The organism is Mucilaginibacter aquariorum, from assembly GCF_024498135.1.
GTDB lineage: Bacteria > Bacteroidota > Bacteroidia > Sphingobacteriales > Sphingobacteriaceae > Mucilaginibacter > Mucilaginibacter aquariorum.
The window spans coordinates 1-25,629 of sequence record NZ_JANHOH010000016.1 but is presented as its reverse complement, the minus strand read 5'-3'; the positions used below and the strand labels follow the sequence as shown (position 1 = coordinate 25,629).

Below are 25,629 nucleotides of genomic sequence, written 5' to 3'. Positions count from 1 at the left end.
ACCATATAGTCACCGTAAACCTCAAGGCGACTAACCTTAAATTCAAAACTGATGCCAGTTTTAAATTACTTGCTTAAATACATTGATTTTTCTTTATACAGATGCCTGAAATACGGGTCTTCCAGATCAGGTATGAACCTGATGGCTTCGCCTGTTGATTTCATTTCGGGCCCAAGCTCCTTGTTTACTTCCGGGAACTTATCAAACGAAAATACAGGCTCTTTTATTGCATATCCTTTAAGCTTGCGCTCTATGGTAAAGTCTTTTAATTTGTTTACGCCAAGCATTACTTTGGCAGCTATGTTTATGTAAGGTACATCGTACGCTTTAGCTATAAAAGGTACAGTACGCGATGCACGCGGGTTAGCTTCTATCACATATACCCTATCATCTTTAACCGCGAATTGTATATTTAGCAGGCCGCGAACGTTTAGAGCACGGGCAATTTTTTCTGTGTATTCTTCCATCTGGCTTATCACGTTAGCTGATAGGTCAAACGGTGGCAATACTGCAAATGAATCGCCGGAGTGGATGCCTGCAGGCTCAATGTGTTCCATCAAACCAATAATGTGAACATCTTCCCCATCGTGGATAGAATCCGACTCAGTTTCGGCAGCGCGATCAAGGAAGTGGTCAATTAATACCCGATTCCCGGGTAAATTTTTCAACAGATTTACCACAGCTTTCTCCAGATCCTCATCGTTTATCACAATGCTCATGCCCTGGCCGCCAAGCACGTAGCTTGGGCGAACCAATACCGGATAGCCTACTTCGTGTGCAACTTCCAGCGCTTCTTCAGCACTTTCGGCAACACCATATTTAGGGTAAGGGATTCCAAGCTCTTTTAACAGGTCGCTGAAACGGCCGCGATCTTCAGCCACATCCATATCATTGAAAGATGTACCGATTATTTTGATGCCATGCTCATGTAACTTCTCGGCCATTTTAAGGGCTGTTTGGCCACCTAACTGAACAATTACACCTTCCGGTTTCTCCAGGTCGATGATCTCGCGTACATGCTCCCAAAAAACGGGCTCAAAGTATAGCTTATCGGCCATGTTAAAGTCGGTAGATACGGTTTCGGGGTTACAGTTGATCATGATAGCCTCATAGCCGGCTTCTTTAGCAGCAAGTAAGCCATGTACGCAGCTGTAATCAAACTCAATGCCCTGGCCAATACGGTTAGGGCCCGACCCCAATACAATTATTTTCTTTTTATCAGATACGATAGACTCGTTCTCGCCCTCGTAAGTAGAGTAGTAATATGGTGTTTTTGCCGCGAACTCTGCCGCGCAGGTATCCACCATTTTGTAAACACGGTTAATGTTCAACGCTTTACGGCGTTTGTAAACATCTTCCTCGGTTACGTTACCTAAAACATAAGCTATCTGGGTATCAGAAAAACCGCGTTGTTTTAGAGTGAAGAAGAAATCTTCGGGGATATTATTCAGCGAGTAGCGGCGCAGTTCTGTTTCTACGTTCACTACATCCTGTATCTGGTTCAGGAACCAACGGTCAATCTTAGTAACTTTTCTGATCGATTCAATTGGCACACCCAGGCTCATGGCATCATAGATGTGGAACAACCTGTCCCAGCTTGGATGCTCCAGGCTGTGCATTATCTCGTCAAGGTTGCGGCTTTGTCGGCCATCGGCACCAAGGCCGGCGCGGCCAATTTCCAGGCTCTGGCAGGCTTTCTGTAAAGCTTCGATAAAGCTGCGGCCAATACCCATCACCTCGCCTACCGATTTCATGGTTAAACCAAGCTCGCGGTTAGCGCCTTTAAATTTATCAAAGTTCCAGCGGGGGATCTTTACGATCACGTAATCCAACGTCGGTTCAAAATATGCCGAAGTAGTTTTGGTGATCTGATTTTCTATTTCATCAAGGTTATAACCGATAGCCAGCTTTGCAGCTATTTTAGCAATTGGGTAACCGGTTGCTTTTGATGCTAATGCTGATGAACGCGATACACGTGGGTTGATCTCGATAGCGATGATCTCTTCATTAGCAGGGTTTACCGAGAACTGTACGTTACAGCCCCCCGCGAAATTACCAATGGCACGCATCATTTTGATGGCCTGATTACGCATTTCCTGGTAACAGCGGTCGCTCAGTGTCATAGCAGGTGCCACGGTTATCGAGTCGCCGGTGTGGATACCCATTGGGTCGAAGTTTTCGATAGAACAAATAATGATAACGTTATCATTACTATCCCTCAAAAGCTCCAGCTCGTATTCCTTCCAGCCTAAAACTGCCTGCTCTACCAATACCTCGTGGGTTGGTGATGCTTGCAGGCCACGGCTTAAAGCAGCGTCAAAATCTTCTTTTTTATGTACAAAGCCTGCGCCTTTACCACCAAGGGTATAGCTTGGGCGTATAACCAGCGGGAAACCAATATCCTGTGCAGCTTCTTTACCTTCAAGGAATGAATTGGCAATTTTTGAAGTAGCCACGCCTACACCTATATCAACCATTAACTGGCGGAAGGCTTCGCGGTTCTCTGTTTTTTCGATGGCGGCTATATCAACACCGATGATTTTAACCCCATATTTTTTCCATAATCCCTGCTCGTCTGCCTCAATACAAAGGTTTAATGCAGTTTGGCCACCCATTGTGGGCAGTACGGCGTCAATTTTTTGTTCGATCAGTATTTTTTCAAGGCTTTCAACAGTAAGCGGCAACAGGTAAACATTGTCGCCAATAACCTTATCCGTCATAATGGTAGCAGGGTTGCTGTTGATGATGGATACGGTGATGCCTTCGTCTTTTAAGGAGAGGGCAGCTTGCGAACCTGCATAATCAAACTCACACGCCTGGCCAATAATGATAGGGCCTGAACCAATAATTAATACGGATTTGATGGAAGTATCTTTGGGCATAGGGCTTTTCTAAGTCAAAAAGTTAAAATTCAAAAGTTAAAAATGGGTAGTCCATTTAACATAAATCCTATGCGCTGAAAGGCGAAAAATCCCGACCTCAGCGTCGGGGTGCAAAGATAGCAATTTGCAGGGATATTAAAATTTTAATTTCAATATGGTTTAAAGCCCCGGCATTTAATAATTTGTTGGTACCTTATGTAGATACAGTTGAATTTTATTACACGGAAGCAGAAGCTCATTGATAATACTAACGTAAATTAGGGGGTATTATCGTTGAAGCTATCGTCGCTCCATGTTGGAGGTAAATAATTAAAGTTACCGGGAGGGGGGTGATAGGTGGCACCTATTTGTTTTTGCTGGGTTATAAGCATCACTAATTTGCCTCTTAAATCAATGGGCTCTGTTCTGGGGGTATATTTAAGATGCCATTTAAAGGGTGTATTCAGCCCAATAGAATTACCTGAATGTACTTTTTCAAATGCTTTATTTATACCAGCGTCGTTATAACTTTTAGTGGTATCCGGCCCTTCATCGTAAGTTGCGATATAGCCGGTTGAGGATACAGCTACCTGCCCCAGTATAATGTCCTTATTAAGCCTTATACGTTTTTTACCATTATACCTTTTAACTATAATTGTTAATTCTTGATTGGGATAGAAGTTCCCCATATAAAGGTAAATGTATTCTTTCCTCAAGTCAAAGCTAATTACACGCATAATCACTTTTACCTTTCTGCCGATATAAGAAGGTAAGTCTTTATACTGTATAGTATCTTGTGCGGCCGCTTTAAAGCTAACTATACTGCAAAATAGTATGATGATGAAAAGGGTTTTCATTAAGGTATTCACCATTTAATAATTAGATATTTTTTGATACGGTACTTAATTGTTCCCCTTTAATATTCTTTTTAATTAATCCCATTTTGGTCTTCAAAACTCTCTTTTTCAACAGCTATTCTTTCCAGCCAAAAGTCAATCCCATCTTTACCTGCACCCTCCGGATCTATACGTATAAATTCGGCCAGCTTTTCATGCATGGGTAGGCTGTCATTTTCCATAGCATAAGTAAGGCATTCCAGTAATTTGGTAAATGAAGAAAACAAAATTTCGCTTAAACCGTCAAGGTCTCCACCATATTCATGGTCATATAACCTGATGGGGTATTCATTATCTGTTTTGTCTTCCCGTGCATCAAAAACAAAAAAGCCTATATCATTATCATCAGTAGCAAAAGGATATAACTTTTGAGCGATCAGTTCTTCGGAAAGGTCATTGTCCAGATTATCAATAACTCGCTGTAAAGCCTGGGTAGGATAGGACGGAGGTAAGGAAATAATGGAACACCCTCCCCGGAGGAAAAAGTATTTTTTATGCCATTCTATAAAACTTTTGGGAAACTTAACATTAAATCTTTTTTCTACTTTGTTATAATCCTCATAAGATAATGTCCCCTCTACTGGTTTCCATTTATACCAGCCTTCACTATCAACATCTGAATTCATCATGTTCTGAGGTGTGTTTTCCACATACACAGCATCCGGCGATGTAAATGAAAAAAAAGCGTCAAAAAAACTATTTATTATATCTTTCATAATACCTTGTTAATTACTTTGAAAACTTCTTGTTGTTGATTTTTTATTTAGCACATCAATATCTTCTGTAAATGCACCAAGCTTTTGTACGCCCATATATTTTCCTTCGTCATCATCCCAAATATAATCGGCATACACATCATATGTAACAATGGCCCTTATCACTTTTCCTACACTGTTTTTATATGGTGTTAGTTTGGTGATCATATAATAATCGTTGGTAAGGGGTTGTTTGTATATTTTGCCAACTTCATTATTTGTCCCAAACCAGTTTACCCAGGCATCGGGATTGCCTGTTTGTATATCTGTTAAAAAAGAAAATACCTGGATAATGTTAATAAACGAGTTAAGTGTTCCCTTAATGTGTAGAATTTTACCTTTAGCTCTAAATTCATGTAAAATTTTAGTCCATTTTTGATGTACTTTTTCGGGTATTGCATAGGCCATGTATCCCTGTTCATCATGATGGTGACGTAATGGCAAATCTTTATAAGCCATATGAGTGGGGTTATATTTTATCCATTGCCCATCTGCACTAATTTCTTTAAATCGCTTAGTTACAATATAATTTCGATTTCTTTCACTAAACATTTCGGGTCTCTTTTTTATTAACTGTTCCCAAAAGTAGCCGGCGTTTCTTGGTGCACCTTTTACGGTACGGGTGATGGCCGGGGCAGGTGTCATATCAATAGGAGTGCCGTTTTTATAATACGATTCGGGGATAGGGTCGGTGTTTTCAAGTCCTTGCTGTTGAAGTTCATCCCCTATTATACCTAATTCGTCTTCGCTTGTAAACCATTCAGCGGGGTAATCGCTGCTGCTACCACCAATCGTTCCTCCGCCGTTAGGAAGAGGTGGGCTGTAGGTAATGGTTCCATCGCCAAAAGTTGCAGGTGGTCCGAAGATTATGGTTATGGCCGGGGTTGTCGGACTTGAGTCATTTAGGGTACTCCCTAAGTTGTAATTGTATCCTACTTGAAACGCGCCGCTGTTTGAATCTGGTGTAAAATAAGAGGAAATTACGTTTTTTAATGCATCTAAAACATAGGTATACTGCCCAGCATACTGGCTGCCATCACTACCATAAGCCAAGCCATTTACAGGATTACTTACGCTGTAGCCCAAACTTTTAACATATGCTAAAAACGCACCGAAATTTGCATTTGGAATAACAGCATTCGAATTATTTAGGCCGAAAGTAGGAGGCTTTGGCGGTGGTGGTGGTGTCGGTTGTGAATCGCAAGGGGTATCGCCAATGGGAGGTAAAAATCCGCCTCCTCCGCCAGGTACAGTGTTAACAATCAAATGCCTTCCAGGTATGGAGCTCGCCAGCGACGGCGGAAGCGATGGCGATTGGGGATTACAAGGGTTTGATGGAGGCGCACTGCCACCACCGTCGTCATCGTCTCCACCAGTACAAGTGGTATATAAATATTCGGATGAAACCAATTTGCCGTCTATATAAACCTCCCAAAACCAATCTATACATACCTGCGCTAATTGCACTCTTGGTTTGCCAGATGTTTGTACCTGTGAGGCCGGCAATACAACCTGCCCGTTCCTATAAGCATAACCGTTAACATATTTACCTTTTGGGGTAAAGTATAATACCAAGCCGCTAAAATCGGCATCGTGCTGTTGGTAGGTGTTGTTAGCCAACTTAGCCGGGTTATTTTTGATATAAGATGAGTCGGCAATTATCGTCATGATATAAGCCTCATAACCTTTCTCGCTTTTCAATAGCAAGAACGTGCTGCGGGTATAGCTCTTATCGTATGCATGGTTATTAACCTTCTTTTTTAATATCGAGCCAAACTTACTGTTTGGGTCAAGAGGCATTTCAATTACATCTTTGTTTAAACGGGTGTAATTTGAGGCATGCTGCCAGTCGGGCTTTACTTTCTGGCTGAGGTCGGTACTGGTACCATTTGTATGGAGCGATCGCCCATTACTGTTAGCAATATAGGTTCTTTCGTACCACGATTTTGCATCCACAAGCGTAGGGTCAATCAGCGGTGTAGCAGATTCTTTTTCGGTATGAATCTCTTTACGGCATCCATAAAGAATATTACACAGAGTAAAAAAGATAAATAAGCAAAGCTTAAAAAGCGTAGAGTTGCTTTTAGGATAAAGGTTTTTCATTGTGATAGGTAAATAGTATTCTTTAAAGATATTATTTACCTATCAAAAAAAGCAAATTTATTCCCGTGTTTTTAGTTAACGTAAAAATAATAGAGGGCAGGGTTAAGCGCAGAAATAGCAGTACTATTTTATTAATTTGTTATTTGCATCCGGGAATATCAAAATTGGCTCGTAATTGCGGGCTTCTTCGGTTTCCATGTAGGCATATGACATAATGATAACAACATCGCCAACCTGGGCAAGCCTTGCGGTTGCGCCGTTAAGGCATACGGTGCCACTACCTCGTTCGCCTTTTATAACGTAGGTTTCAAAGCGGGCGCCGTTGTTATTGTTAACAATCTGCACTTTCTCGTTCGGGATGATATTAGCCGCTTCAATAAGATCTTCATCAATGGTTATACTGCCAACATAGTTCAGTTCGGCCTGCGTAACCTTAACGCGATGAAGTTTTGATTTTAATACCTCAATAATCATGGTGCAAAGGTAGGAATTATTTTAGTCCATGGGCGATAGTCAATAGTCCATGGTTCGTAAAATATATAAGACATAAAAAAGACTTAGATTTCTATGGGCTATCGACTATTAGCCATCAACTATTTTATCAGCATATTATCTATCAGCCTTGTTTTGCCCACGCGGGCGGCAGTAAGTGCTACAATAGTTTTGCTGTTCTTATCAGCCGGTAATAGGGTTTCGCCGTCAACTATCTCAAAATATTCGGGCTGTACCCCATCTTCAGTTTTTAGCAGATCCATGGCTTGTTGCTGCAAATTTGGAATGTTATTGCTATCGAAATTTGCTTTAGCCCAGTTAAGGGTTTTTGATAAGATCAAAGCATGTTGCCTATCGGCCGGGCTTAGGTGGATATTACGGGAGCTCATGGCCAGGCCGTCCGGCTCGCGCTCAATTGGGCACATCACCATTTTAACGGGGATGCTGAGCAGCTCCACCATGCGGCTCACCACCATAAACTGCTGATAATCTTTTTGGCCCATGTAAAGGGTGTTGGGTTTAACAATATCCAGCAGTTTATACACCACCTGCGTTACGCCCTGGTAGTGCCCGGGCCTAAACTCACCTTCCAGTAAATGCTCCAGCGGGCCAATGTCTAAATGCCATTGCTCATTATTGTCATAAATTTCGCTCACTGCAGGGTTAAACAAAACATCGCAACCGGCTTGCTCTAATTTGGCTATATCAGACTCAATAGGACGGGGGTAATTCTCCAGATCTTTTGGATCATTAAACTGGGTAGGGTTTACAAAAATACTGCAAACTACAATGTCGTTGGCACTTTTTGCCTGTGCAATTAACGACAGGTGGCCATTGTGTAATGCACCCATGGTAGGTACAAACCCAACATTGGCTGGGTTTTGTGTGGATAGGTATTCCCGGATCTCCCGGCGGGTGGTAAATGTTTTCAAGCTAAAATAAGGTTGCAAAAATTTGGTAAAGGTGTGCAATTACTTAAAAACTACCAAACCCACTTGCATATGTGGTTGCCAGTTCATATAATAATGCTTATATTTGCAAACTCAAATTTTTTTGACTTCTTTACATTTAATACTGATTAGTGATGGGTAAATCTAAGCTTTTGTTCATAACTCATGAAATGTCCCCTTTCCTTGAACTCACAAAAATTGCCGAAATAACACGCCAGCTTCCGCAAGCAATGCAGGAAAAAGGTTTTGAAATACGCATTTTGATGCCGCGTTTCGGGAATATTAATGAGCGCAGGAACCGCTTACATGAAGTTATCCGTTTATCGGGGATGAATATTATTATTAATGATAATGATAATCCGCTGATAATTAAGGTTGCTTCAATTCCGGCAGCACGTATGCAAGTTTACTTTTTAGATAACGAAGAGTATTTTCAACGTAAGCACGTGTTTAACGATAAAGACGGTAAATTTTATGCCGATAACGACGAGCGTATGATCTTCTTTTGCAAAGGCGCATTAGAAACTGTTAAGAAACTTGGCTGGGCGCCGGATGTTATCCACTGCCACGGCTGGATGAGCGCTTTAGTGCCGGCTTATCTAAAAACAACATATAAAGATGATCCTACTTTTAAAAATTCAAAAGTAGTTTACTCTATTTATGAAAATGATTTTAAAGAGAAAATGGATCCCGATTTTGCACGCAAGGCAATAATGGGCGATATGACCGAAGCACACACCGAAGTTTACAAGGAAGGCACTAACACTGCAATGTATGCAGGTGCTATCCAGTACAGCGATGGCATTGTGTTAGGCAGCGCTAACATTGATGCTGATGTGTTAAATAATGTTAAAAACAGCAATAAATCAGTCTTAGAATACGTTTCCACTTCTGATTTCGAAAATTATTACAATTTTTACGACGAAATCACCAATGATCAATTGGTGGATGTTGCTTAAGCTTTAAAATTACATATGAAATTTTACAAATTAGGCTTATTAACCCTGTTAATAAGTCTTTTTATTTTGAATGGCTGTAAAACCCAGGATGGTATTGGGTTAGACGTTGATCCGGCTACCCAGATCAATGGCACGCTTATATCAGATACCAGTGTGGTAGCTACTACCGTACCCGAAGATTCTGTTATAACCAACAACTCGTCGGCAAGGGCCCCGCTGGCTTACTTTAAAGACCCTGATTTTGGCACTACCGAGGCTAATATAGCCGTGATAGTGAATTTACCCGGTGCTACTGCTTATACTTTACCGACAGGTACAATAACAGTCGACTCTGCAAGTTTAATACTGCCTTATGCTGCAGACGGTTTTTATGGCGATTCGCTCTTGTCGACTTACAAAGTTGATGTGCATCAGCTTAACGAGCGTATTGTTCTGTCAAAAGGATACTATAACACCAAACATTTTGATTCCAAAAGCGAATTGTTGGGCACCAAAACCTTTTTGGCCAGGTCGCATGACAGTATTATGATAACTAATGTTGTAAAAGGCGGCGCTGATACATTAGTGAAGGTTAAGCCGCAGGTGCGGATCCCTATAAATAAGAGTTTTATAAGTACCAGTTTCTTTGGTGCTTCGGCATCAGCTTTAGCTTCGAATGATATTTTTTCAAATAACCTTAAAGGGCTTTATCTTACTTTAGATAAAAGCCAAACCACGGGTACCGGCGGCAATATGTTCTTCCGTCTGGATTCGGCTATGGTAATGGTTTATTATAAAAGGGTGGATGGTTCTACCATCGATACCGCTTCGGTTGCCCTGCCATTAGGTACAAATGTTAACGAAATTAAGCACACCTATAGCGCTAAAGTACAGGCTGCTTTAGATAATACTTCAAACGATGGCCTTGTTTATTTGCAGGGGCTTGCCGGGTTGAGGGCCAAACTGACATTACCGAATGTTAAAAGCATGTTCGACTCGTTACAAAACAAAGTAATACTTAATCGGGCCGAATTAGTTGTTAAAGTTAAGCCGGGTACAGCTACGCCTTTTGCACCAAACCGAAGACTAACCTTATACAGGTATGATATAGCGCATCAGCGTATCGCCCTGCAGGATGCATCAACTTCAGACCCCCGTGCAAGTGGGGTATTTGGAGGTAGTTATAATTCGGCAACAGGCGAATATCACTTCATAGTGACCTCTTATTTACAAGATCTTATACGTGGTAAAACGATAGACTACGGTACCTTTTTAGCGCCGGTTGACCCAACAGTGACGGATGCTATTGACATTAGCCCTACCGCAAGTTTTGCAGAAAGGTCAATCATAGAAGGGAAGAACTCTCCATACCGGATAAAACTTAACATTATTTACACAAAGTTAAATCAATAAAAACTTTTTAAAGTTATTGAGAAACGCCCCGCAAGGGGCGTTTTTTTTATATCTTATTTTTAATATTGATAATGCTATTTATCTCCTTATTTTTGTCGCACATCTAATTCTATTAATTACAACAAATTTATTTATTTATGTGCGGCATAGTAGGTTATATAGGTTTCAGAGACGCCTATCCAATAGTAATAAAGGGTCTTCACAGACTGGAGTACAGGGGATATGACAGCGCAGGCATTGCCTTAGCAAATCATAGCTTAAAACTTTTTAAAAAGGCTGGAAAAGTAAGCGATCTGGAAGCCCATGTTGAAGGCGAAGACCTTTCGGGTTCTGCAGGGATGGGGCATACGCGCTGGGCTACCCACGGTGCGCCAAGCGACAGAAATTCGCATCCTCACACATCAGGCGATAGCAAACTTACCATTATACATAATGGCATTATTGAAAACTACGCTACCTTAAAAGAGGCTTTATTATCAAAAGGACACACTTTTAAAAGTGACACCGATACCGAAGTATTGATACACCTTATTGAAGAGATACAGGATGTAACCCAGTTAGGCCTTCGCGAAGCAGTGAGGCTTGCCTTAAACAGGGTTGTGGGCGCTTATGCAATTGTTATTATGAGTGCAGATGAGCCGGATGAGCTTATTGCAGCGCGTAAAGGCAGCCCAATGGTTATTGGTGTAGGCAAGGGCGAATACTTTATAGCATCTGATGCTACACCTATTGTTGAATACACCAAAAACGTTATTTACTTAAACGATAACGAAATTGCGTATGTAAGGCGCGATGACCTGTTAATAAAACATATTGACAATACAATACAAACACCATATATACAAGAACTTGAGCTTAAGCTGGAAATGCTTGAAAAAGGCGGCTACGATCACTTTATGCTTAAAGAGATCTACGAGCAGCCCCGCTCTATCCGCGATTGTCTGCGCGGGCGTATTGACCCGGAGCAGGGCATTGTTACCCTTGGTGGTATTAAAGAGTATATTGAAAAGTTAAAAAACATCGATCGTATCATTATTGTGGCTTGCGGTACATCATGGCATGCAGGTTTGGTTGGTGAATATTTAATTGAAGAATACGCACGTGTATCAGTTGAAGTGGAGTACGCTTCGGAGTTTAGATACCGTAACCCTATCATATCTTCTAAAGACCTGGTAATAGCCATATCACAATCTGGCGAAACGGCTGATACCATGGCTGCCATTGAACTGGCCAAAGAAAAAGGCGCTACCATTTTTGGGATATGTAATGTTGTTGGCGCATCAATACCACGTATTACCCATGCAGGTGTTTATACCCATGCCGGCCCCGAAATTGGTGTGGCATCAACCAAAGCTTTTACCGCACAAGTTACAGTATTAACACTTATAGCGTTTTATATTGCGCAGCAAAGAGGTACCATTACACAAAGCAAATTTGTTGAGTACCTTACCGAACTTGATGAGATCCCTGCACTTGTAGAGCAAACTTTGAAATGTAATGATGTGGTTAAAGCCATTGCAGAGCGTTTTAAAGATTCTGCCAATTGCCTGTTCTTAGGCCGTGGCAGTTCGTTCCCGGTTGCGCTGGAGGGCGCTCTTAAACTAAAAGAGATATCTTACATACATGCTGAAGGTTACCCTGCTGCCGAAATGAAACACGGCCCTATCGCCTTAATTGATGCCGATATGCCGGTTGTGTTCATCGCTACCAAAAACTCATCGTACGAGAAGGTAATCAGCAACATACAGGAAGTAAAAGCCCGTGGCGGACACGTTATCGCTATTGTATCTGAAGGGGATACTGATGTTAAGGAAATGGCCGATTACACTATTGAAATACCTTTAACAGGCGAAACATTTGTGCCACTATTGGCAACTATACCATTGCAGCTGTTGTCGTACCATATAGCGGTAATGCGCGGTTGTAACGTTGATCAGCCACGTAACCTGGCAAAATCAGTGACAGTAGAGTAAGGTTAGTTCTGACCGTTTAATACAAAGGCCGATAGAACTTCTATCGGCCTTTTTTGTGTCTGATCTCTAAAATAAAAAAGCCACTTCAATTACGAAGCGGCTTTTTTACAAGAAGCGTCATCCTGCATCAGATTGTTACATCCTGTACTTTTTATATCTTGAATCTAAAACTAAGCCGGCATATGCTGCATGGTTTCGCTCAGATCTAATTGTAAGCCCTGTGCAACAGCCATCCCCAGGCTAATATCTGCTCTAAACCAGTGGCAAAGTTGCCTGTTGGTTATCTCGTCCTTTTTAGGCCCCTCAATACCACTCATAGAATGTACTATGTTTTTGATCAGATCCTTTTTACTCTCGTCACTCATAAGGCGGTATAAATTGCCCGGTTGTGTGTAGTGGTCGTTATCGCCTTCGGCGTTGCGGTCGTACCAATCAGCTACCTGCGCGTTAATATCCCAGGCCGGTTCTTTATAATGCGGGTCGGCAACAATATTGTCAAAGCTATTTGGGAAATAGTTAGGGTTTTTGCCGCCATTGCCATCAACACGCATTTGGCCATCGCGCTGGTGGTTGTTCACCATAAACGGACAACGGTTAACTGGTATTTGCTCGTAATTAGCCCCAAGGCGGTAACGTTGTGCGTCGGGGTAAGAAAGTATGCGGCCCTGTAGCATCTTGTCTGGTGAGTAGCCTATGCCATCTATAACATGCGCCGGTGCAAAGGCAGCCTGCTCTACATGTGCAAAATAATTATCAGGATTCTCGTTTAGTTCCAGCACGCCCACATCAATCAGCGGGTAATCGCCATGTGGCCAAACTTTGGTCAGATCGAAAGGGTTGATATAATAAGTAGCAGCTTCTGCCTCGGGCATTACTTGTATCTTCATATCCCATTTAGGGAAATCGCCGTTATCAATGTGCGATAACAGATCGTGCTGTGCAAAATCAGGGTTTCTACCGCGCATTTCACCAGCCTCTTCATCAGTAAAGTTTTTAATTCCCTGCTGTGTTTTAAAATGGAACTTTACATAAAAGCGTTCGTTATATGCGTTAATGAACGAGAAGGTATGGCTTCCAAAACCATCCATGTGGCGGTAGCCGTATGGCGTGCCCCTGTCGCTCATCAGGATAGTTACCTGGTGCAGACTTTCGGGATTAAGCGACCAAAAATCCCACATCATGGTTGCGCTTTTGCAGTTGGTGTATGGGTCACGTTTTTGGGTATGGATAAAATCACCAAACTTCTTGGGGTCTTTTATAAAGAAAACAGGTGTGTTATTACCAACCAGGTCCCAGTTGCCATCTTCGGTATAAAACTTAAGCGCGAAACCACGCGGGTCGCGTTCAGTATCTGCCGATCCTTTCTCGCCTCCTACGGTAGAAAAGCGTAAAAAAGTACGGGTTTGCTTGCCTATTTCACTAAATACTTTGGCACGCGTATATTTTGTAATATCGTGTGTGATGGTTAAAGTGCCGTAAGCGCCAGAGCCTTTAGCATGTACAACACGTTCGGGGATGCGTTCGCGGTTAAAATGGGCCATTTTTTCGTGTAGGATAAAATCCTGTAACAGAATAGGGCCGCGCGGTCCTACGGTTTGAGAGTTCTCATTCTCTGCATAAGGCTTGCCTGATGCAGTGGTCAGCTTCTTTATAGGTTCCATGGTGGTAACTGTTTGTTATTTTCAAACTTCATTAAAAATTATGGATAGAAAAAATCAATAATTACTATCTTTATATAGATATTATTGATAATGACTATAACGCAACTCGAATACATAATTGCTGTAGATACCTACCGCAGTTTTGTTATGGCTGCCAACAAATGTTTTGTTACACAGCCCACGCTAAGTATGCAGGTACAAAAGCTGGAAGATACGCTTGGTGTAAAGCTTTTTGATAGGAGCCATCAGCCGGTTATACCTACCGAAATAGGTGAGGAAATTATAGCCCAGGCAAGGATTTTATTAGCCGAAAGCGAAAAGATAAAAGAAATTATTACCGACAGGCAAAAAGAGCTTTCGGGAGAATTAAAGGTGGGCATTATTCCTACCGTATCGCCTTATATCTTGCCAAAGATATTGAATGGGTTTATTCAGAAATATCCGCAGGTAAAACTAATTGTTTGGGAGCAAACAACCGAGCAGATCATTCAGCAATTAAAACAGGGCACCCTGGATTGCGGCATTCTATCTACCCCGCTACACGAAAGCACCCTGACCGAGATCCCTGTCTTCTACGAAAATTTTGTGGCCTACGCATCCAAAAACAGCAAGCTTTATAAAAAGAAAACCATTAGTCCCGATGATATAGATATGGAGGAAATATGGGTGCTGAACGAGGGGCATTGCATGCGCGAGCAAGTATTAAATATTTGCCAAAGGCGCAAGGCAACCAAGGGCTTCCAGCATTTTGAATACAATACCGGTAGCGTTGAAACGCTTAAACGCATGGTTGATATGAACAATGGCGCTACGATTTTGCCCGAGCTTGCCCTGGCCGAAATGAGCGACAGGCAGCGCGACCGTGTACGCTATTTTAAAAGCCCCGAACCGGCACGCGAGGTAAGTATAGTAATGCACCGCAACTTTTTAAAACGGCGCATGATAGAGGCCCTTAAAAACGAGATCCTGGATTTTGTACCCAAAAGGCTTCGTACTAAAAAGAAGAAAGAGATAATGGAGATATAATAGCCGCCGACAATTGTAGAGACGCGATACTTCGCGTCTTTTGACTATATTATAAATTATCTTAAAGGGAGACGCAAAGTATTGCGTCTCTACGTCAAAGTCGGCTAATGCTTAATTTAGTGAGTCACTTCCCGTAAAGCCTCAACAATTTTTTGAGCTGTAGCGGCCAGTTCATCCTGGCTTGGTGTTAGTTTTGGGCGTGCAAAGTTCATGTCATCAACCCTGTTCATGGGTATTAAATGGATATGTGCATGAGGCACTTCCAATCCTATCACAGCCACACCTACCTTTTTACAAGGGATAGCCTTTTTTATACCTGTAGCTACAATTTTGGCGAACATTTGTAAGCCCATGTAGGTTTCGTCGTCCAGGTCAAAAATATAATCAACCTCTGTTTTAGGGATTACCAGCACATGGCCTTCGGCTAAGGGACTGATATCCAAAAAAGCCAGAAATTCATTGGTCTCGGCCACTTTATGCGCCGGGATCTCGCCTGATATGATTTTTGAAAAGATAGACATGTGATTTTTGATTTAATGATTTATAGAATTATTAATTGGGGATTATCCTAAATCAATAATTCTATAAATCGATAATTCAGTAATTATCTTGAGATCTCTAATATCTCAAATTCTATTTTACCTGCCGGTACGGTTATTTCTGTTACCTCACCTACCGATTTGCCTAATAAGCCTTTGGCAATTGGAGATGTTACCGATATTTTACCGGCTTTCATATCCGCTTCACTTTCTGATACCAGCTGGTAGCTCATGGTAGTGCCGCTTTTAACGTTTTTTATTTTTACAATAGATAGCGCCAGCACCTTAGATACGTCCAGTTTAGACTCGTCTAATAAACGGGCGTTAGCCAGGTTTTCCTGCATTTGCGCAATTTTTGCTTCGTGCAAACCCTGTGCTTCTTTTGCTGCGTCGTACTCGGCATTTTCCGAAAGATCGCCCTTATCGCGGGCTTCGGCAATTTGCTTTGATATATCAGATCTGCCGGTAGTTTTTAACCTTTGTAATTCTTCTTTTAATTTTTCTAAACCTTCTTTGGTATAGTATGATACCTCTGCCATAACACAATTATAATTAGTATTGATTTATAATTATCGCCAAAAAAAACCGCCCCCCTACTTTTTGATAGAAGAGCGTAATGGCCTTAAAAACAAACAAGACTACGTGGGCATTGCCTGCATAGTCTTGTTTAGTCTAAAACGAAGATAGTATAATTAAATTTTAATATCCAAATTTTTTGTTTTTCAGATTACACATTCCTTTTCTGTAGAGACGCGATACTTCGCGTCTCCCTTAGGTATAAATATCTTATTCAAGACGCGAGGTATCGCGTCTCTACGCTAAACCTAACTCGCCGAGCTTGCTGGCCATCACCTCGCTTATTTTACGGTAACTCTCAAAGGTCCATCCCGCTACATGGGGACTTAAAATAACTTTGCCGCTTTTGCGCAATTCATCAAACCATTCCTGCTCGCCCAGCGCCGGGAATTTCTCAACCTCCAGCACATCTAAACCGGCAGCTATAATTTTACCTTGTTTAATAGCATTTAATACCGCGCTGGTTTTAACTACCTTGCCACGTGCTGTATTGATAAAAAATATCGGCTTTTTAAAATGGAACAGGTACTCATCGGTAACCATTTCGTTGGTTTCGGCAGTTAGGGGGATGTGCAGGCTTAACACGTCGCTGTGTTTAACAATTTCTTCCATGCTCACCTCGCGGGCGTATTGATCGCTAAAGCCGGTTTTGTATTTATCGTAGGCAATAACGTTTACCCCAAAGCCAGATAATCTTTTGGCGAAGCTGCTGCCCATGTGGCCATAGCCAATAATACCCACGGTTCGGCCCTTTAGCTCATAGCCCCGGTTTTCTTCGCGGCGCCATTTACCATCCCTTATCTCGGCATCGCCACGGTTAAGGTTGTTCATTAATGATAGCAACAAACCCATAGCGTGCTCACCAACCGCATCCATATTGCCCTCGGGAGCGTTTATCAGTTCAATGCCTTTGGATAGGGCATATTCTTCATCAATATTATCCATACCGGCACCAGCGCGGCAAATAAAGCGCAGGTTTTTAGCCTGATCAATAAAAACCTTATCCACCTGGAATTTTGAACGGATGGCCAGCCCGTCGTAATCATTGATAATGGCGTAAGCCTCATCAAGTTTCATATCCGGCTGGTAATTGCAGGTATAACCAAAGGCTTGGGCCTGCTCAACAAAGGCCGGGTGCAGATCGTCAACTATAAGAATGTTGTTTTTCAAAGGAGTGAAATTATGATAGGCAAAATTAGTAAAAAGCAATCCATTAGTTAACGGTTGTGGCAGATGTGTTTTAAGCATGACGGAATTGGCTACGCTTCGGGTTGGGGGACTTTTTTTTCTTCACCCTCTTTGCGCAGCAGAGAGGGTCGACCAGCGTAGCGATGTCGGGGTGAGTCAACTAACCATTCGGTCACTCCTCCAAACTTGGCACGTTAATAGCAATACATCTATATATACATATTACCAATGATACTTCCATTTAAAAAGACCCGTACGCATATAAAACTGTATACCGAAAAACTATCGCATGATGGTTTCAGGCAGATATTTGACCATATTGATCAGCTCAGCATAAAAAAAAGTGTTGATAAAATGGGGCTGGATAAATTCATAAACCAATGTGCTTACCTGGCAGCGGGCTCGGGTGCAATAGCTGGTAGCGGCGGTATTATGACCATGATAGTAGGCATGCCGGTTGATTTTGTGAACCTAATAACCCAGCAGTTTAGGGTTACTATGGCCATTATGTATTATAAAAAAGGCAGTTACAGAATAAGCTTTGACGAATTTATGCACCTGGTAGCAACATCCTTTAAAATAGAGGCTGGTGTAACCCTAACCAAAACCATGATGGAAAGTATTGCCGAGAAACTATTGCTGGCATTTGGCGCACGCGCTGCCAGAAGATTAGTGCCTGTTGTTGGCGCTGTAATTGGCGGTACAGCAAACTATTTGTTTGTTAAACGTATGGCGCAACAAGTAAAGGAAATGAAAGGCGTGGATAAAATTGTAGTGATACCAATAGATTAAGCCTGTCTGTTCTGCGCTATCTCATTCGTCAGTTTCACAAAATCGGCTACGCTTAGGCGTTCGGCGCGCAGGTCGAGGGTTTTATTATCGACCATCTTCTCTTTGTTTATTAAAGATGATACCGCATTACGCAATGTTTTGCGGCGCTGATTAAAACCGGCTTTTACAACCTGCCAAAATAGTTTTTCGTCGCAACCCAATCCGGCAGTTTCGTTACGGGTTAGGCGGATTACTGCCGATAGTACCTTTGGCGGTGGATTAAATACCCCTGCCTTCACCGTAAATAAATATTCTACCTTATAATAAGCCTGCAAAAACACGCTTAATATGCCATACTCCTTGCTGCCCGGTTTAGAGGCGCAACGTTCGGCCACTTCTTTTTGAAACATGCCTACTACTTCATGCACCTGGTCGCGGTGATCCAGTATCTTAAAAAGTATTTGTGATGATATATTGTAAGGGAAGTTACCAATAACGGCCATCTGGCTATCAAACTTGGCTTTAAAATCAAGTTCCAGGAAATCGGCGTTGATGAGCCGTTCGCCCAGGTTTGGATACTTCTTTTTCAGGAATGTATATGATTCGGTGTCAATATCAATTAAAAACGTTTCGTATTCAGTTTTTTGCAGCAGGAAGTCGGACAGGATGCCCATACCCGGGCCAACCTCCAGCACTTGTTTGTACTTATCGGCAGGGCGAAGGCTCTCTACAATTTTCGAGGCTATATTTTTATCAGTAAGAAAGTGTTGCCCTAAATGTTTTTTTGCTCTTACTAATGTCATTATCCGTTTTTATTTGAGCAAATTAAGGCATATTTGTGCTTTAATCAGGAATTATAAACTTAAAATCTTTTTATTTGCAATATAAGCTTAGGGTTAAAAGCCTAAAGCACAAAGCAAACACAAGGATCCGGCCCTAATATCAGGCTGGTGAATCATTATAAATATCATGAGCGACAAACCTAAAATAGGAATAAGTATTGGCGATGTTAATGGGATAGGATTAGAGATAATTATTAAAACCCTTGCCGATACCCGCATATACGATTACTGTACACCTATTGTTTACGGGCATACCAAAGTGGCATCATTTCATCGCCGCGCCACGCATATAAGCGAGTTTAACTTTAACGTGATTGATAACCCTGCAGATGCGCAGCACCGTAAAGCCAACATGATAAACTGCTGGGAAGAAGATGTACGTATTGAACCTGGGCAGATCACTGCCGATGGTGGCAAATACGCTTACATATCCCTGCAACGCGCTACCGACGATCTGCTGAATGGAAGTATTGACGGCCTGGTAACCGCACCCATTAATAAAGATAATATCCAGAACGAGGAATTTAACTTCCCCGGCCATACCGAATATTTGCAGCATCGCGATAGCAAGGACGAATCGTTAATGTTTTTGGTGAGCGATACCCTGCGTGTTGGTGTAGTAACGGGCCATATCCCGGTAGCTAAGATCTCGGAAAGTATCACCACCCAAAAAATAGTTCACAAATTAAAGCTGATGAGCGCGAGCTTGCAGGATGATTTTTGGATACGCAAACCAAAGATTGCTGTATTGGGGTTAAACCCACATGCAAGCGATAACGGCCTTATTGGCAGTGAAGAAAAAGACACCATTATCCCCGCTATTGAAGAAGCCAGGGAAAACGACGTACTGGCATTTGGCCCTTACCCTGCCGATGGTTTTTTTGCAAACGGAACATACCTGCAGTTTGATGCTGTACTGGCTATGTACCACGATCAGGGGTTGATTCCATTTAAGCAGATAGCTTTTGAATCGGGTGTGAACTATACCGCCGGGTTAAGCTTTGTACGTACCTCGCCAGACCATGGTACGGCCTATGATATCGCCGGGAAGAACATGGCGTCAGAGATCTCGTTCCGTGAAGCGTTGTTCACGGCTATACATATTATTAAGCACAGAAGAGAGACGGCCGAACTAAACGAAAACCCGTTGATGTTTGCCAAATTGAGCCGCGACAGGGACTAATATAGCTTTGCGCAGATACTGTTTTAAATTAATTACCGTTTAACTAAAACATTTATCTGTAAAAATCATTTTCCTGTTTAATGAGTAATTTAATTAACCGCATCAGGTCAATTGATGCGTTTCGTGCAGTTACCATGTTCCTGATGATCTTTGTGAATGATCTGGATGGCGTGCCAAACACTCCTGAATGGCTCAAACATGCTGATATCAATGCTGACGCTTTAGGACTTGCCGATACCATTTTCCCTGCCTTTCTTTTTATAGTGGGCTTATCCATACCCTATGCATTTGCAAAGCGCTTACATAACGAGAATGCCCATATACCTATGCGCATTATTACACGGTCGTTCGCGCTGATATTTATTGGGTTTTTTCATGCCAATATGGAAACCTATAACGAGGCAACCACCCTTTTACCCAAGCCCGTGTGGGACAGCCTGGCTACCTTCAGCTTCTTCTTTATCTTTTTAGATTACAGCAAAACCAAATCAAAATTGCGGCAATACCTGTTTCAGGGCTTTGGCGTGGCGCTGCTGATAACTATGTGCATACTTTACAAAAGCGACGACCCCAACCACCCGTGGCTGCACCTAACCTGGTGGGGCATACTGGGGCTGATAGGCTGGTCGTACCTGGTGTGCGCGTTTATTTACTATTACTCTAACGGTGTATTGTGGGTGCAGGCCGCCGCCTGGATCTTCTTCATGTTTTTTAACATCGATTTTCACTTTGGGATGCTTAACTTTTTAAGCGGCATTCAAAAATACATGTGGATAGCCGGCAACGGCGCTATGCAGGCCTTTACTATGGCGGGCGTATTTGTATCGGTGCTGTATATGCGCCTAAACCAAAACAAAGAAATTAAAATGTTATGGGTGGCAATGCTGCTTATGGCCGTGATATTGTTTAACCTGGGCTTCATTGTCCGTTACTTTAGCGGGGGAATCTCTAAGGCGCGCGATACCCCTTCATGGGTGTTGATATGTACCGGTATAAGCCTGGTGGTGTACGCCTTTTTTGTTTACCTGGTAGATGTAAAGCACAAGTTTCACTGGTTTAAGGTGATAGAACCCGCGGGCACTAACACCTTTACCTGCTACCTGCTGCCCTTTTTATTTTACCCCCTTTACCAAATGACCGATCTGGGTTATCCCGAATACTTTGACCAGGGCACCGGCGGACTCATCAAATGCGTCATTTTTTCTTTTGTAATGGTATGGCTTACCGGCTTGCTGCAGAAGATAAATGTGAGGCTGAAGATATAAGTAGGAGAGCCAAGAGATAAGAGTCAAGAATCAAGACTTTATTAGGTTGAGTGTTCACGTTCACGGCCGTGAACACCATCGTTAATGCATAAATAACTGATAATAAGCGATTTTAAAAATAAGGTACTGACGAAATAACGTCACCATTAAATCCAAACCTGGCACAGGCAAACATGCAAATAATATAGTCGGTCACGCTGCACGGTTTCGCAAAAATTAGTGTTCATTTCACCCTAAATAGGCCACGGGATTTGATAACTCAGGATAACCCAAACATAGATCAACCTTAATTACAACCGCCTGTCTTCTTCTTTAATCGCGAGGTCGTTGATGCTGGCGTAACGTTTCTGCATCAAACCGTTCTCGTCAAATTCCCAGTTTTCGTTGCCGTAGGCGCGGTACCATTGTCCGGCTGCATCGTGAAATTCATACTCGAACCTTACGGCTATACGGTTATCAGTAAAAGCCCAAAGCTCTTTCTTTAGTTTATAGTCGAGCTCGCGCTGCCATTTTTTTGTTAAAAATTCAACCACCTGCTGCCTGCCATTAATAAACACATCCCGGTTGCGCCACTCGGTATCGGGTGTATAGGCCAGGGATACCCGTTGCGGGTCTTTACTGTTCCAGGCATCCTCTGCCAGTTGAACTTTTTGCGTAGCAGTTTCAAAGGTGAAGAGCGGCAGGGGTAGTTTTTGTTCCATAATGGTTTTGTTTATTCAAAAGTAAACATGTTAATTGTACTAAACTGGCAATATTTGTGGGTTTTGTGGTGTTTTTTACGGATGAGGTGGGTTTTGATGCTCTGTCTATCATGCTGAACGGGAGTGAAGCATCTATCCCCTTTCTCAGCCCAAATCAAACGGGGTATTTTATTCGACAATGTTTTAGAAAAAATAGCTAATTTAAGTGCCTTACTTAAATAACCTAAATGACCATAAATATTGCCGAATTAAAAGCCAGCTTAAATAAAGCTTACAGGCTCATTAGTCCGCGGCGGGTTGACCTTGACCAATTTAAAAAAAACCTGCAATTGATGCTGGGTTTAATAGATGAAAAGGAAAGTGAAGAGAACGTGAAGATCCACCTGATGGATTTCATGAAAAACACTTTCTATAACCCGGATCATCTTATTGCCACAAAGGGTAAAACCGATTTTGTAATCCATTTAGGAAAAGATGCCAGTACACCTACCGGTGTTTTGTTTGAGGTTAAAAGGCCAAGCAATAAAGCAGATATGGTTACACAAACCAATCTGAACACCAAGGCCATGCACGAGCTTATTCTTTATTACCTGCGCGAAAGGTCAAAGGATAAAAACAATTCGCTTACGCATCTGGTAATTACCAATATTTATGAATGGTACATATTTGATGCAGCAAGTTTTGAAAGTATCTTCAATAAAAATAAACAACTTTTAAAGGCTTACACCGAGTGGGATAATAAACAAAAGGTAAGCAGCTCTACCGATCTTTTTTATAAGGAAATAGCCAAACCATTTCTTGATATATTTGATAAGGAAATTAGCTTCACTTATTTTGATCTTAAAAAATACATCCCTCTTTTAGAAAGCAGCAACACCAAGGATAATCAGTTAATACCGCTTTACAAATTTTTCACCCCGGTACACTTACTTAAGCTTCCTTTTTTAAATGATAGCAACTCGTTAGATAAAGGATTCTTTTCGGAGCTGCTGCACATCGTAGGGTTAGAAGAAATAAAGGACGGTGGACGTAAGATAATAAGGAGGCTACCTGAGGGCAAACGTCACCCTGCGTCTTTAATAGAAAATGCTATTGATATACTACAGGTAGAAAATGCTGTCAGAAAGATACCTGCGGCAAATTTGCAGGGTGATACCGCGGAAGAGCAGTTATTTAATGTGGCTTTAGAATTAAGTATAACCTGGATAAACCGGGTGTTATTCCTCAAATTGCTCGAAGCCCAATTGATAAAATACCATAGGGGCGACCGCAGGTATCGTTTCCTAAACCAACAGGTGGTTAATGACTATGATGAGCTTTACAAGCTATTCTTCCAGGTACTCGCAAAACAACCTACGGATAGAAGTACGATAATACAAAGCAAGTACAATCACATACCTTACTTAAACAGTTCGTTATTTGAGTTTACAGATATTGAAGAGCATACCATAAAAGTTAACAGTCTTGATGATAACTTAACTATCGACCTTTACAGCAACTCCGTACTTAAAAAAGGAAAGAACAACAGCTATCCCAATTCCAAAACTACGCTGCATTATTTGTTTGATTTTTTGGACGCCTATAATTTTGCATCCGTAGGTAAAGAAGAGGTACAAGAAGAAAATAAAACCATTATTAATGCTGCCGTTTTAGGATTAGTATTCGAAAAAATCAACGGATACAAAGACGGCTCAATTTATACACCGGGTGCTATCACAACTTTTTTATGCCGCGAAACTATCCGAAAAGCAGTAATTAAAAAGTTTAATGATACTTATAACTGGCAATGTAAAGACATCACAGATTTAAAAAACTACCTGCAAGACAAACGTAATGCTAAGGATATTTTAGATTTTAACAGCCTGGTAAATAGTATCCGTATGGCCGACCCTGCGGTTGGTTCCGGCCACTTTTTGGTTTCTGCTTTAAATGAATTGATCAGTACGAAATCTGAATTAGGGATTCTGGCCGACGCAGCGGGTAGCCGCTTATCAGACATCGAAGTAAGTATTGCCAACGATGAGCTGGTGGTTACTTATCACGACAATCAATTTTTCGAATACACCATTCAGTCGTCAAGCGAAAAAGGGAATAACATATCGCCGAAGGAGCAGCGAATACAAAGCACATTATTTGAAGAGAAGCGAAAGATAATTGAACATTGCCTTTTTGGAGTAGATATTAACCCTAACTCAGTGAAAATTTGCCGCCTTCGTTTGTGGATCGAATTATTAAAGCACACTTATTACAAGCCGGAGAATTTTACCGAGTTGGAAACACTGCCCAACATTGATATCAATATTAAGCAGGGTAACTCGCTATTAAGCAAATATTCACTAACCGAAGACCTGTCCGAAGTTTTTAAAAAGCAAAAATTTAGCGTGGTTGATTATCAAACCGCAGTTCAGGCTTATAAAGAGGCTTCTGATAAGGAGGCTAAGGAAGATTTAAAGGACTTTATTAAAAAGATAAAAGCTCAATTCCATGAAACGGTAAGCCGACGCGACCCGCGCCGGAAAAAACTTGCAGACTTACGCGGAAACCTTTCTTTAGCGCAAAATAACTTCGACCTGTTCGGGCAAAAGCGTACCCAGAAAGAAATGGAACTGGAGGTACGAAGATTTGAATTGAGCATTGATAAAATTGAGATAGAAATAAAAGAGATAGAAAATAACGCGCTATACCGTAACGCATTTGAGTGGCGTTTTGAGTTCCCGGAAGTGCTGGATGAGAAAGGCGATTTCGAGGGGTTTGAGGTAATTATAGGGAATCCGCCGTATATCCAACTGCAAAAAATGGGTGCTGATGCCGATGTACTGCAAAAATGCAACTACGAAACCTTTACCCGCACGGGCGATATTTATTGCCTTTTTTATGAGCAGGCCATCCGCTTATTAAAACCAGGTTACTTTTTTGGCTATATAACTTCCAACAAATGGATGCGTGCCAATTACGGTGAAGCCACACGTAAATTTTTCCTGGAAAAAACTAACCCGTTATTATTGGTAGACTTTGGTGGCTACCAGGTATTTGAATCGGCAACGGTTGATGCCAATATGCTGATCTCCCAAAAAGCACCCTACGCAGGGCATACAGAAACCTGCCTGCTAGATAAGAGTTTAGGTAGCTTAGAAAAAATGAGCGTTTTTATTAGGCAGTCAGTTACAACTCAAGGCGGATTTAAACCAGACGGTGGATGGGTGATACTTTCACCATTAGAAGCCACCATTAAAAATAAGATTGAAACGGTAGGAACTCCATTAAAAGATTGGGATATAAATATCTACAGGGGCATATTGACAGGGTACAACGATGCGTTCATTATCGACCAAAAAACGAGAGATGCATTAATAGAAGCATCACCTAAAAATGACGAAATTATACGTCCGATTTTACGTGGCAGAGACATAAAGAAGTATAATGCTAAGTTTGCAAATCAGTGGATCATTAATTCACATAATGGTATAAAAGAAAGAGAGGTAGCGCCCATCAATGT

Annotated in this window: 20 protein-coding genes; 8 read left to right on the top strand and 12 right to left on the bottom strand. The window is 41.7% G+C overall.

Features of this window, described 5'->3' with window-relative positions; translation table 11 throughout:
- Positions 1-65 precede the first annotated feature (65 nt).
- From carB to panC, 6 genes are all read right to left on the bottom strand, one after another.
- Entirely contained in the window at positions 66-2,882 is a 2,817-nt protein-coding gene (gene carB, locus NPE20_RS26295; RefSeq protein WP_256541698.1) for a carbamoyl-phosphate synthase large subunit, read from the bottom strand.
- A 257-nt stretch (positions 2,883-3,139) separates the two neighbouring features.
- Positions 3,140-3,718 (bottom strand): hypothetical protein, encoded by a 579-nt coding sequence (locus tag NPE20_RS26290; protein WP_256541697.1) that lies wholly within the window; start codon positions 3,716-3,718, stop codon positions 3,140-3,142.
- Between the two features lie 71 nt (positions 3,719-3,789).
- Positions 3,790-4,473: an SMI1/KNR4 family protein gene (locus tag NPE20_RS26285; protein ID WP_256541696.1), complete on the bottom strand. Its 684-nt coding sequence runs from the start codon at positions 4,471-4,473 to the stop codon at positions 3,790-3,792.
- A gap of 9 nt (positions 4,474-4,482) precedes the next feature.
- Positions 4,483-6,615 carry a hypothetical protein gene (locus NPE20_RS26280; RefSeq protein WP_256541695.1) on the bottom strand — a complete coding sequence of 711 codons (2,133 nt, stop codon included), beginning with the start codon at positions 6,613-6,615 and terminating at the stop codon, positions 4,483-4,485.
- A gap of 123 nt (positions 6,616-6,738) precedes the next feature.
- Positions 6,739-7,089 carry an aspartate 1-decarboxylase gene (panD, locus tag NPE20_RS26275; protein ID WP_256541694.1) on the bottom strand — a complete coding sequence of 117 codons (351 nt, stop codon included), beginning with the start codon at positions 7,087-7,089 and terminating at the stop codon, positions 6,739-6,741.
- A 119-nt stretch (positions 7,090-7,208) separates the two neighbouring features.
- Positions 7,209-8,039: a pantoate--beta-alanine ligase gene (panC, locus tag NPE20_RS26270; protein WP_256541693.1), complete on the bottom strand. Its 831-nt coding sequence runs from the start codon at positions 8,037-8,039 to the stop codon at positions 7,209-7,211.
- A gap of 152 nt (positions 8,040-8,191) precedes the next feature.
- On the opposite strand from panC, the gene NPE20_RS26265 reads away from it, so the two are divergent.
- From NPE20_RS26265 to glmS, 3 genes are all read left to right on the top strand, one after another.
- Positions 8,192-9,016: a glycogen/starch synthase gene (locus NPE20_RS26265; RefSeq protein ID WP_256541692.1), complete on the top strand. Its 825-nt coding sequence runs from the start codon at positions 8,192-8,194 to the stop codon at positions 9,014-9,016.
- 15 nt (positions 9,017-9,031) lie between these two features.
- Positions 9,032-10,408, top strand: a complete 1,377-nt coding sequence (locus tag NPE20_RS26260) for a DUF4270 domain-containing protein (RefSeq protein WP_256541691.1) — start codon at positions 9,032-9,034, stop codon at positions 10,406-10,408.
- A gap of 137 nt (positions 10,409-10,545) precedes the next feature.
- The gene (gene glmS, locus NPE20_RS26255) at positions 10,546-12,381 is read left to right on the top strand and encodes a glutamine--fructose-6-phosphate transaminase (isomerizing) (protein WP_256541690.1); all 1,836 of its coding nucleotides are present in this window, start codon (positions 10,546-10,548) and stop codon (positions 12,379-12,381) included.
- Between the two features lie 170 nt (positions 12,382-12,551).
- On the opposite strand, the gene NPE20_RS26250 is transcribed toward glmS, so the two are convergent.
- The gene (locus NPE20_RS26250) at positions 12,552-14,042 is read right to left on the bottom strand and encodes a catalase (protein WP_256541689.1); all 1,491 of its coding nucleotides are present in this window, start codon (positions 14,040-14,042) and stop codon (positions 12,552-12,554) included.
- 90 nt (positions 14,043-14,132) lie between these two features.
- Between NPE20_RS26250 and NPE20_RS26245 the strand changes: the two genes are divergently transcribed.
- Positions 14,133-15,068, top strand: a complete 936-nt coding sequence (locus NPE20_RS26245; protein WP_256541688.1) for a hydrogen peroxide-inducible genes activator — start codon at positions 14,133-14,135, stop codon at positions 15,066-15,068.
- Between the two features lie 116 nt (positions 15,069-15,184).
- On the opposite strand, the gene NPE20_RS26240 is transcribed toward NPE20_RS26245, so the two are convergent.
- From NPE20_RS26240 to NPE20_RS26230, 3 genes are all read right to left on the bottom strand, one after another.
- The gene (locus NPE20_RS26240; protein ID WP_256541687.1) at positions 15,185-15,589 is read right to left on the bottom strand and encodes an HIT family protein; all 405 of its coding nucleotides are present in this window, start codon (positions 15,587-15,589) and stop codon (positions 15,185-15,187) included.
- Positions 15,590-15,672: 83 nt separating this feature from the next.
- Positions 15,673-16,146 carry a transcription elongation factor GreA gene (greA, locus tag NPE20_RS26235; RefSeq protein ID WP_256541686.1) on the bottom strand — a complete coding sequence of 158 codons (474 nt, stop codon included), beginning with the start codon at positions 16,144-16,146 and terminating at the stop codon, positions 15,673-15,675.
- A gap of 274 nt (positions 16,147-16,420) precedes the next feature.
- Positions 16,421-17,353 carry an NAD(P)-dependent oxidoreductase gene (locus NPE20_RS26230; RefSeq protein WP_256541685.1) on the bottom strand — a complete coding sequence of 311 codons (933 nt, stop codon included), beginning with the start codon at positions 17,351-17,353 and terminating at the stop codon, positions 16,421-16,423.
- Between the two features lie 246 nt (positions 17,354-17,599).
- On the opposite strand from NPE20_RS26230, the gene NPE20_RS26225 reads away from it, so the two are divergent.
- Positions 17,600-18,163 (top strand): hypothetical protein, encoded by a 564-nt coding sequence (locus tag NPE20_RS26225; protein ID WP_256541684.1) that lies wholly within the window; start codon positions 17,600-17,602, stop codon positions 18,161-18,163.
- On the opposite strand, the gene rsmA is transcribed toward NPE20_RS26225, so the two are convergent.
- Entirely contained in the window at positions 18,160-18,945 is a 786-nt protein-coding gene (rsmA, locus tag NPE20_RS26220) for a 16S rRNA (adenine(1518)-N(6)/adenine(1519)-N(6))-dimethyltransferase RsmA (RefSeq protein ID WP_256541683.1), read from the bottom strand. The genes NPE20_RS26225 and rsmA overlap by 4 nt on opposite strands.
- 166 nt (positions 18,946-19,111) lie before the next feature.
- Between rsmA and pdxA the strand changes: the two genes are divergently transcribed.
- Positions 19,112-20,167: a 4-hydroxythreonine-4-phosphate dehydrogenase PdxA gene (pdxA, locus tag NPE20_RS26215; RefSeq protein WP_256541682.1), complete on the top strand. Its 1,056-nt coding sequence runs from the start codon at positions 19,112-19,114 to the stop codon at positions 20,165-20,167.
- 80 nt (positions 20,168-20,247) lie between these two features.
- Complete coding sequence (locus NPE20_RS26210; RefSeq protein WP_256541681.1) at positions 20,248-21,432, top strand: DUF5009 domain-containing protein; 1,185 nt, start codon at positions 20,248-20,250, stop codon at positions 21,430-21,432.
- 290 nt (positions 21,433-21,722) lie between these two features.
- Here NPE20_RS26210 and NPE20_RS26205 read toward each other — a convergent pair whose 3' ends face one another.
- Positions 21,723-22,133, bottom strand: a complete 411-nt coding sequence (locus NPE20_RS26205; protein WP_256541680.1) for a nuclear transport factor 2 family protein — start codon at positions 22,131-22,133, stop codon at positions 21,723-21,725.
- Between the two features lie 227 nt (positions 22,134-22,360).
- Between NPE20_RS26205 and NPE20_RS26200 the strand changes: the two genes are divergently transcribed.
- Positions 22,361-25,629 (top strand): DUF7149 domain-containing protein (locus NPE20_RS26200; RefSeq protein WP_256541679.1); only part of this gene is annotated, 3,269 nt, incomplete at its 3' end.

Bases quoted from the DNA above. Each gene is read 5' to 3' on its own strand.
- NPE20_RS26250 (WP_256541689.1), bottom strand. From the start codon at position 14,042: ATGGAACCTATAAAGAAGCTGACCACTGCATCAGGCAAGCCTTATGCA.
- pdxA (WP_256541682.1), top strand. From the start codon at position 19,112: ATGAGCGACAAACCTAAAATAGGAATAAGTATTGGCGATGTTAATGGG.
- NPE20_RS26285 (WP_256541696.1), bottom strand. From the start codon at position 4,473: ATGAAAGATATAATAAATAGTTTTTTTGACGCTTTTTTTTCATTTACA.
- carB (WP_256541698.1), bottom strand. From the start codon at position 2,882: ATGCCCAAAGATACTTCCATCAAATCCGTATTAATTATTGGTTCAGGC.
- rsmA (WP_256541683.1), bottom strand. From the start codon at position 18,945: ATGACATTAGTAAGAGCAAAAAAACATTTAGGGCAACACTTTCTTACT.
- NPE20_RS26290 (WP_256541697.1), bottom strand. From the start codon at position 3,718: ATGAAAACCCTTTTCATCATCATACTATTTTGCAGTATAGTTAGCTTT.
- NPE20_RS26225 (WP_256541684.1), top strand. From the start codon at position 17,600: ATGATACTTCCATTTAAAAAGACCCGTACGCATATAAAACTGTATACC.
- NPE20_RS26280 (WP_256541695.1), bottom strand. From the start codon at position 6,615: ATGAAAAACCTTTATCCTAAAAGCAACTCTACGCTTTTTAAGCTTTGC.
- glmS (WP_256541690.1), top strand. From the start codon at position 10,546: ATGTGCGGCATAGTAGGTTATATAGGTTTCAGAGACGCCTATCCAATA.
- panD (WP_256541694.1), bottom strand. From the start codon at position 7,089: ATGATTATTGAGGTATTAAAATCAAAACTTCATCGCGTTAAGGTTACG.
- NPE20_RS26210 (WP_256541681.1), top strand. From the start codon at position 20,248: ATGAGTAATTTAATTAACCGCATCAGGTCAATTGATGCGTTTCGTGCA.
- greA (WP_256541686.1), bottom strand. From the start codon at position 16,146: ATGGCAGAGGTATCATACTATACCAAAGAAGGTTTAGAAAAATTAAAA.
- NPE20_RS26260 (WP_256541691.1), top strand. From the start codon at position 9,032: ATGAAATTTTACAAATTAGGCTTATTAACCCTGTTAATAAGTCTTTTT.
- NPE20_RS26240 (WP_256541687.1), bottom strand. From the start codon at position 15,589: ATGTCTATCTTTTCAAAAATCATATCAGGCGAGATCCCGGCGCATAAA.
- NPE20_RS26205 (WP_256541680.1), bottom strand. From the start codon at position 22,133: ATGGAACAAAAACTACCCCTGCCGCTCTTCACCTTTGAAACTGCTACG.
- NPE20_RS26245 (WP_256541688.1), top strand. From the start codon at position 14,133: ATGACTATAACGCAACTCGAATACATAATTGCTGTAGATACCTACCGC.
- NPE20_RS26265 (WP_256541692.1), top strand. From the start codon at position 8,192: ATGGGTAAATCTAAGCTTTTGTTCATAACTCATGAAATGTCCCCTTTC.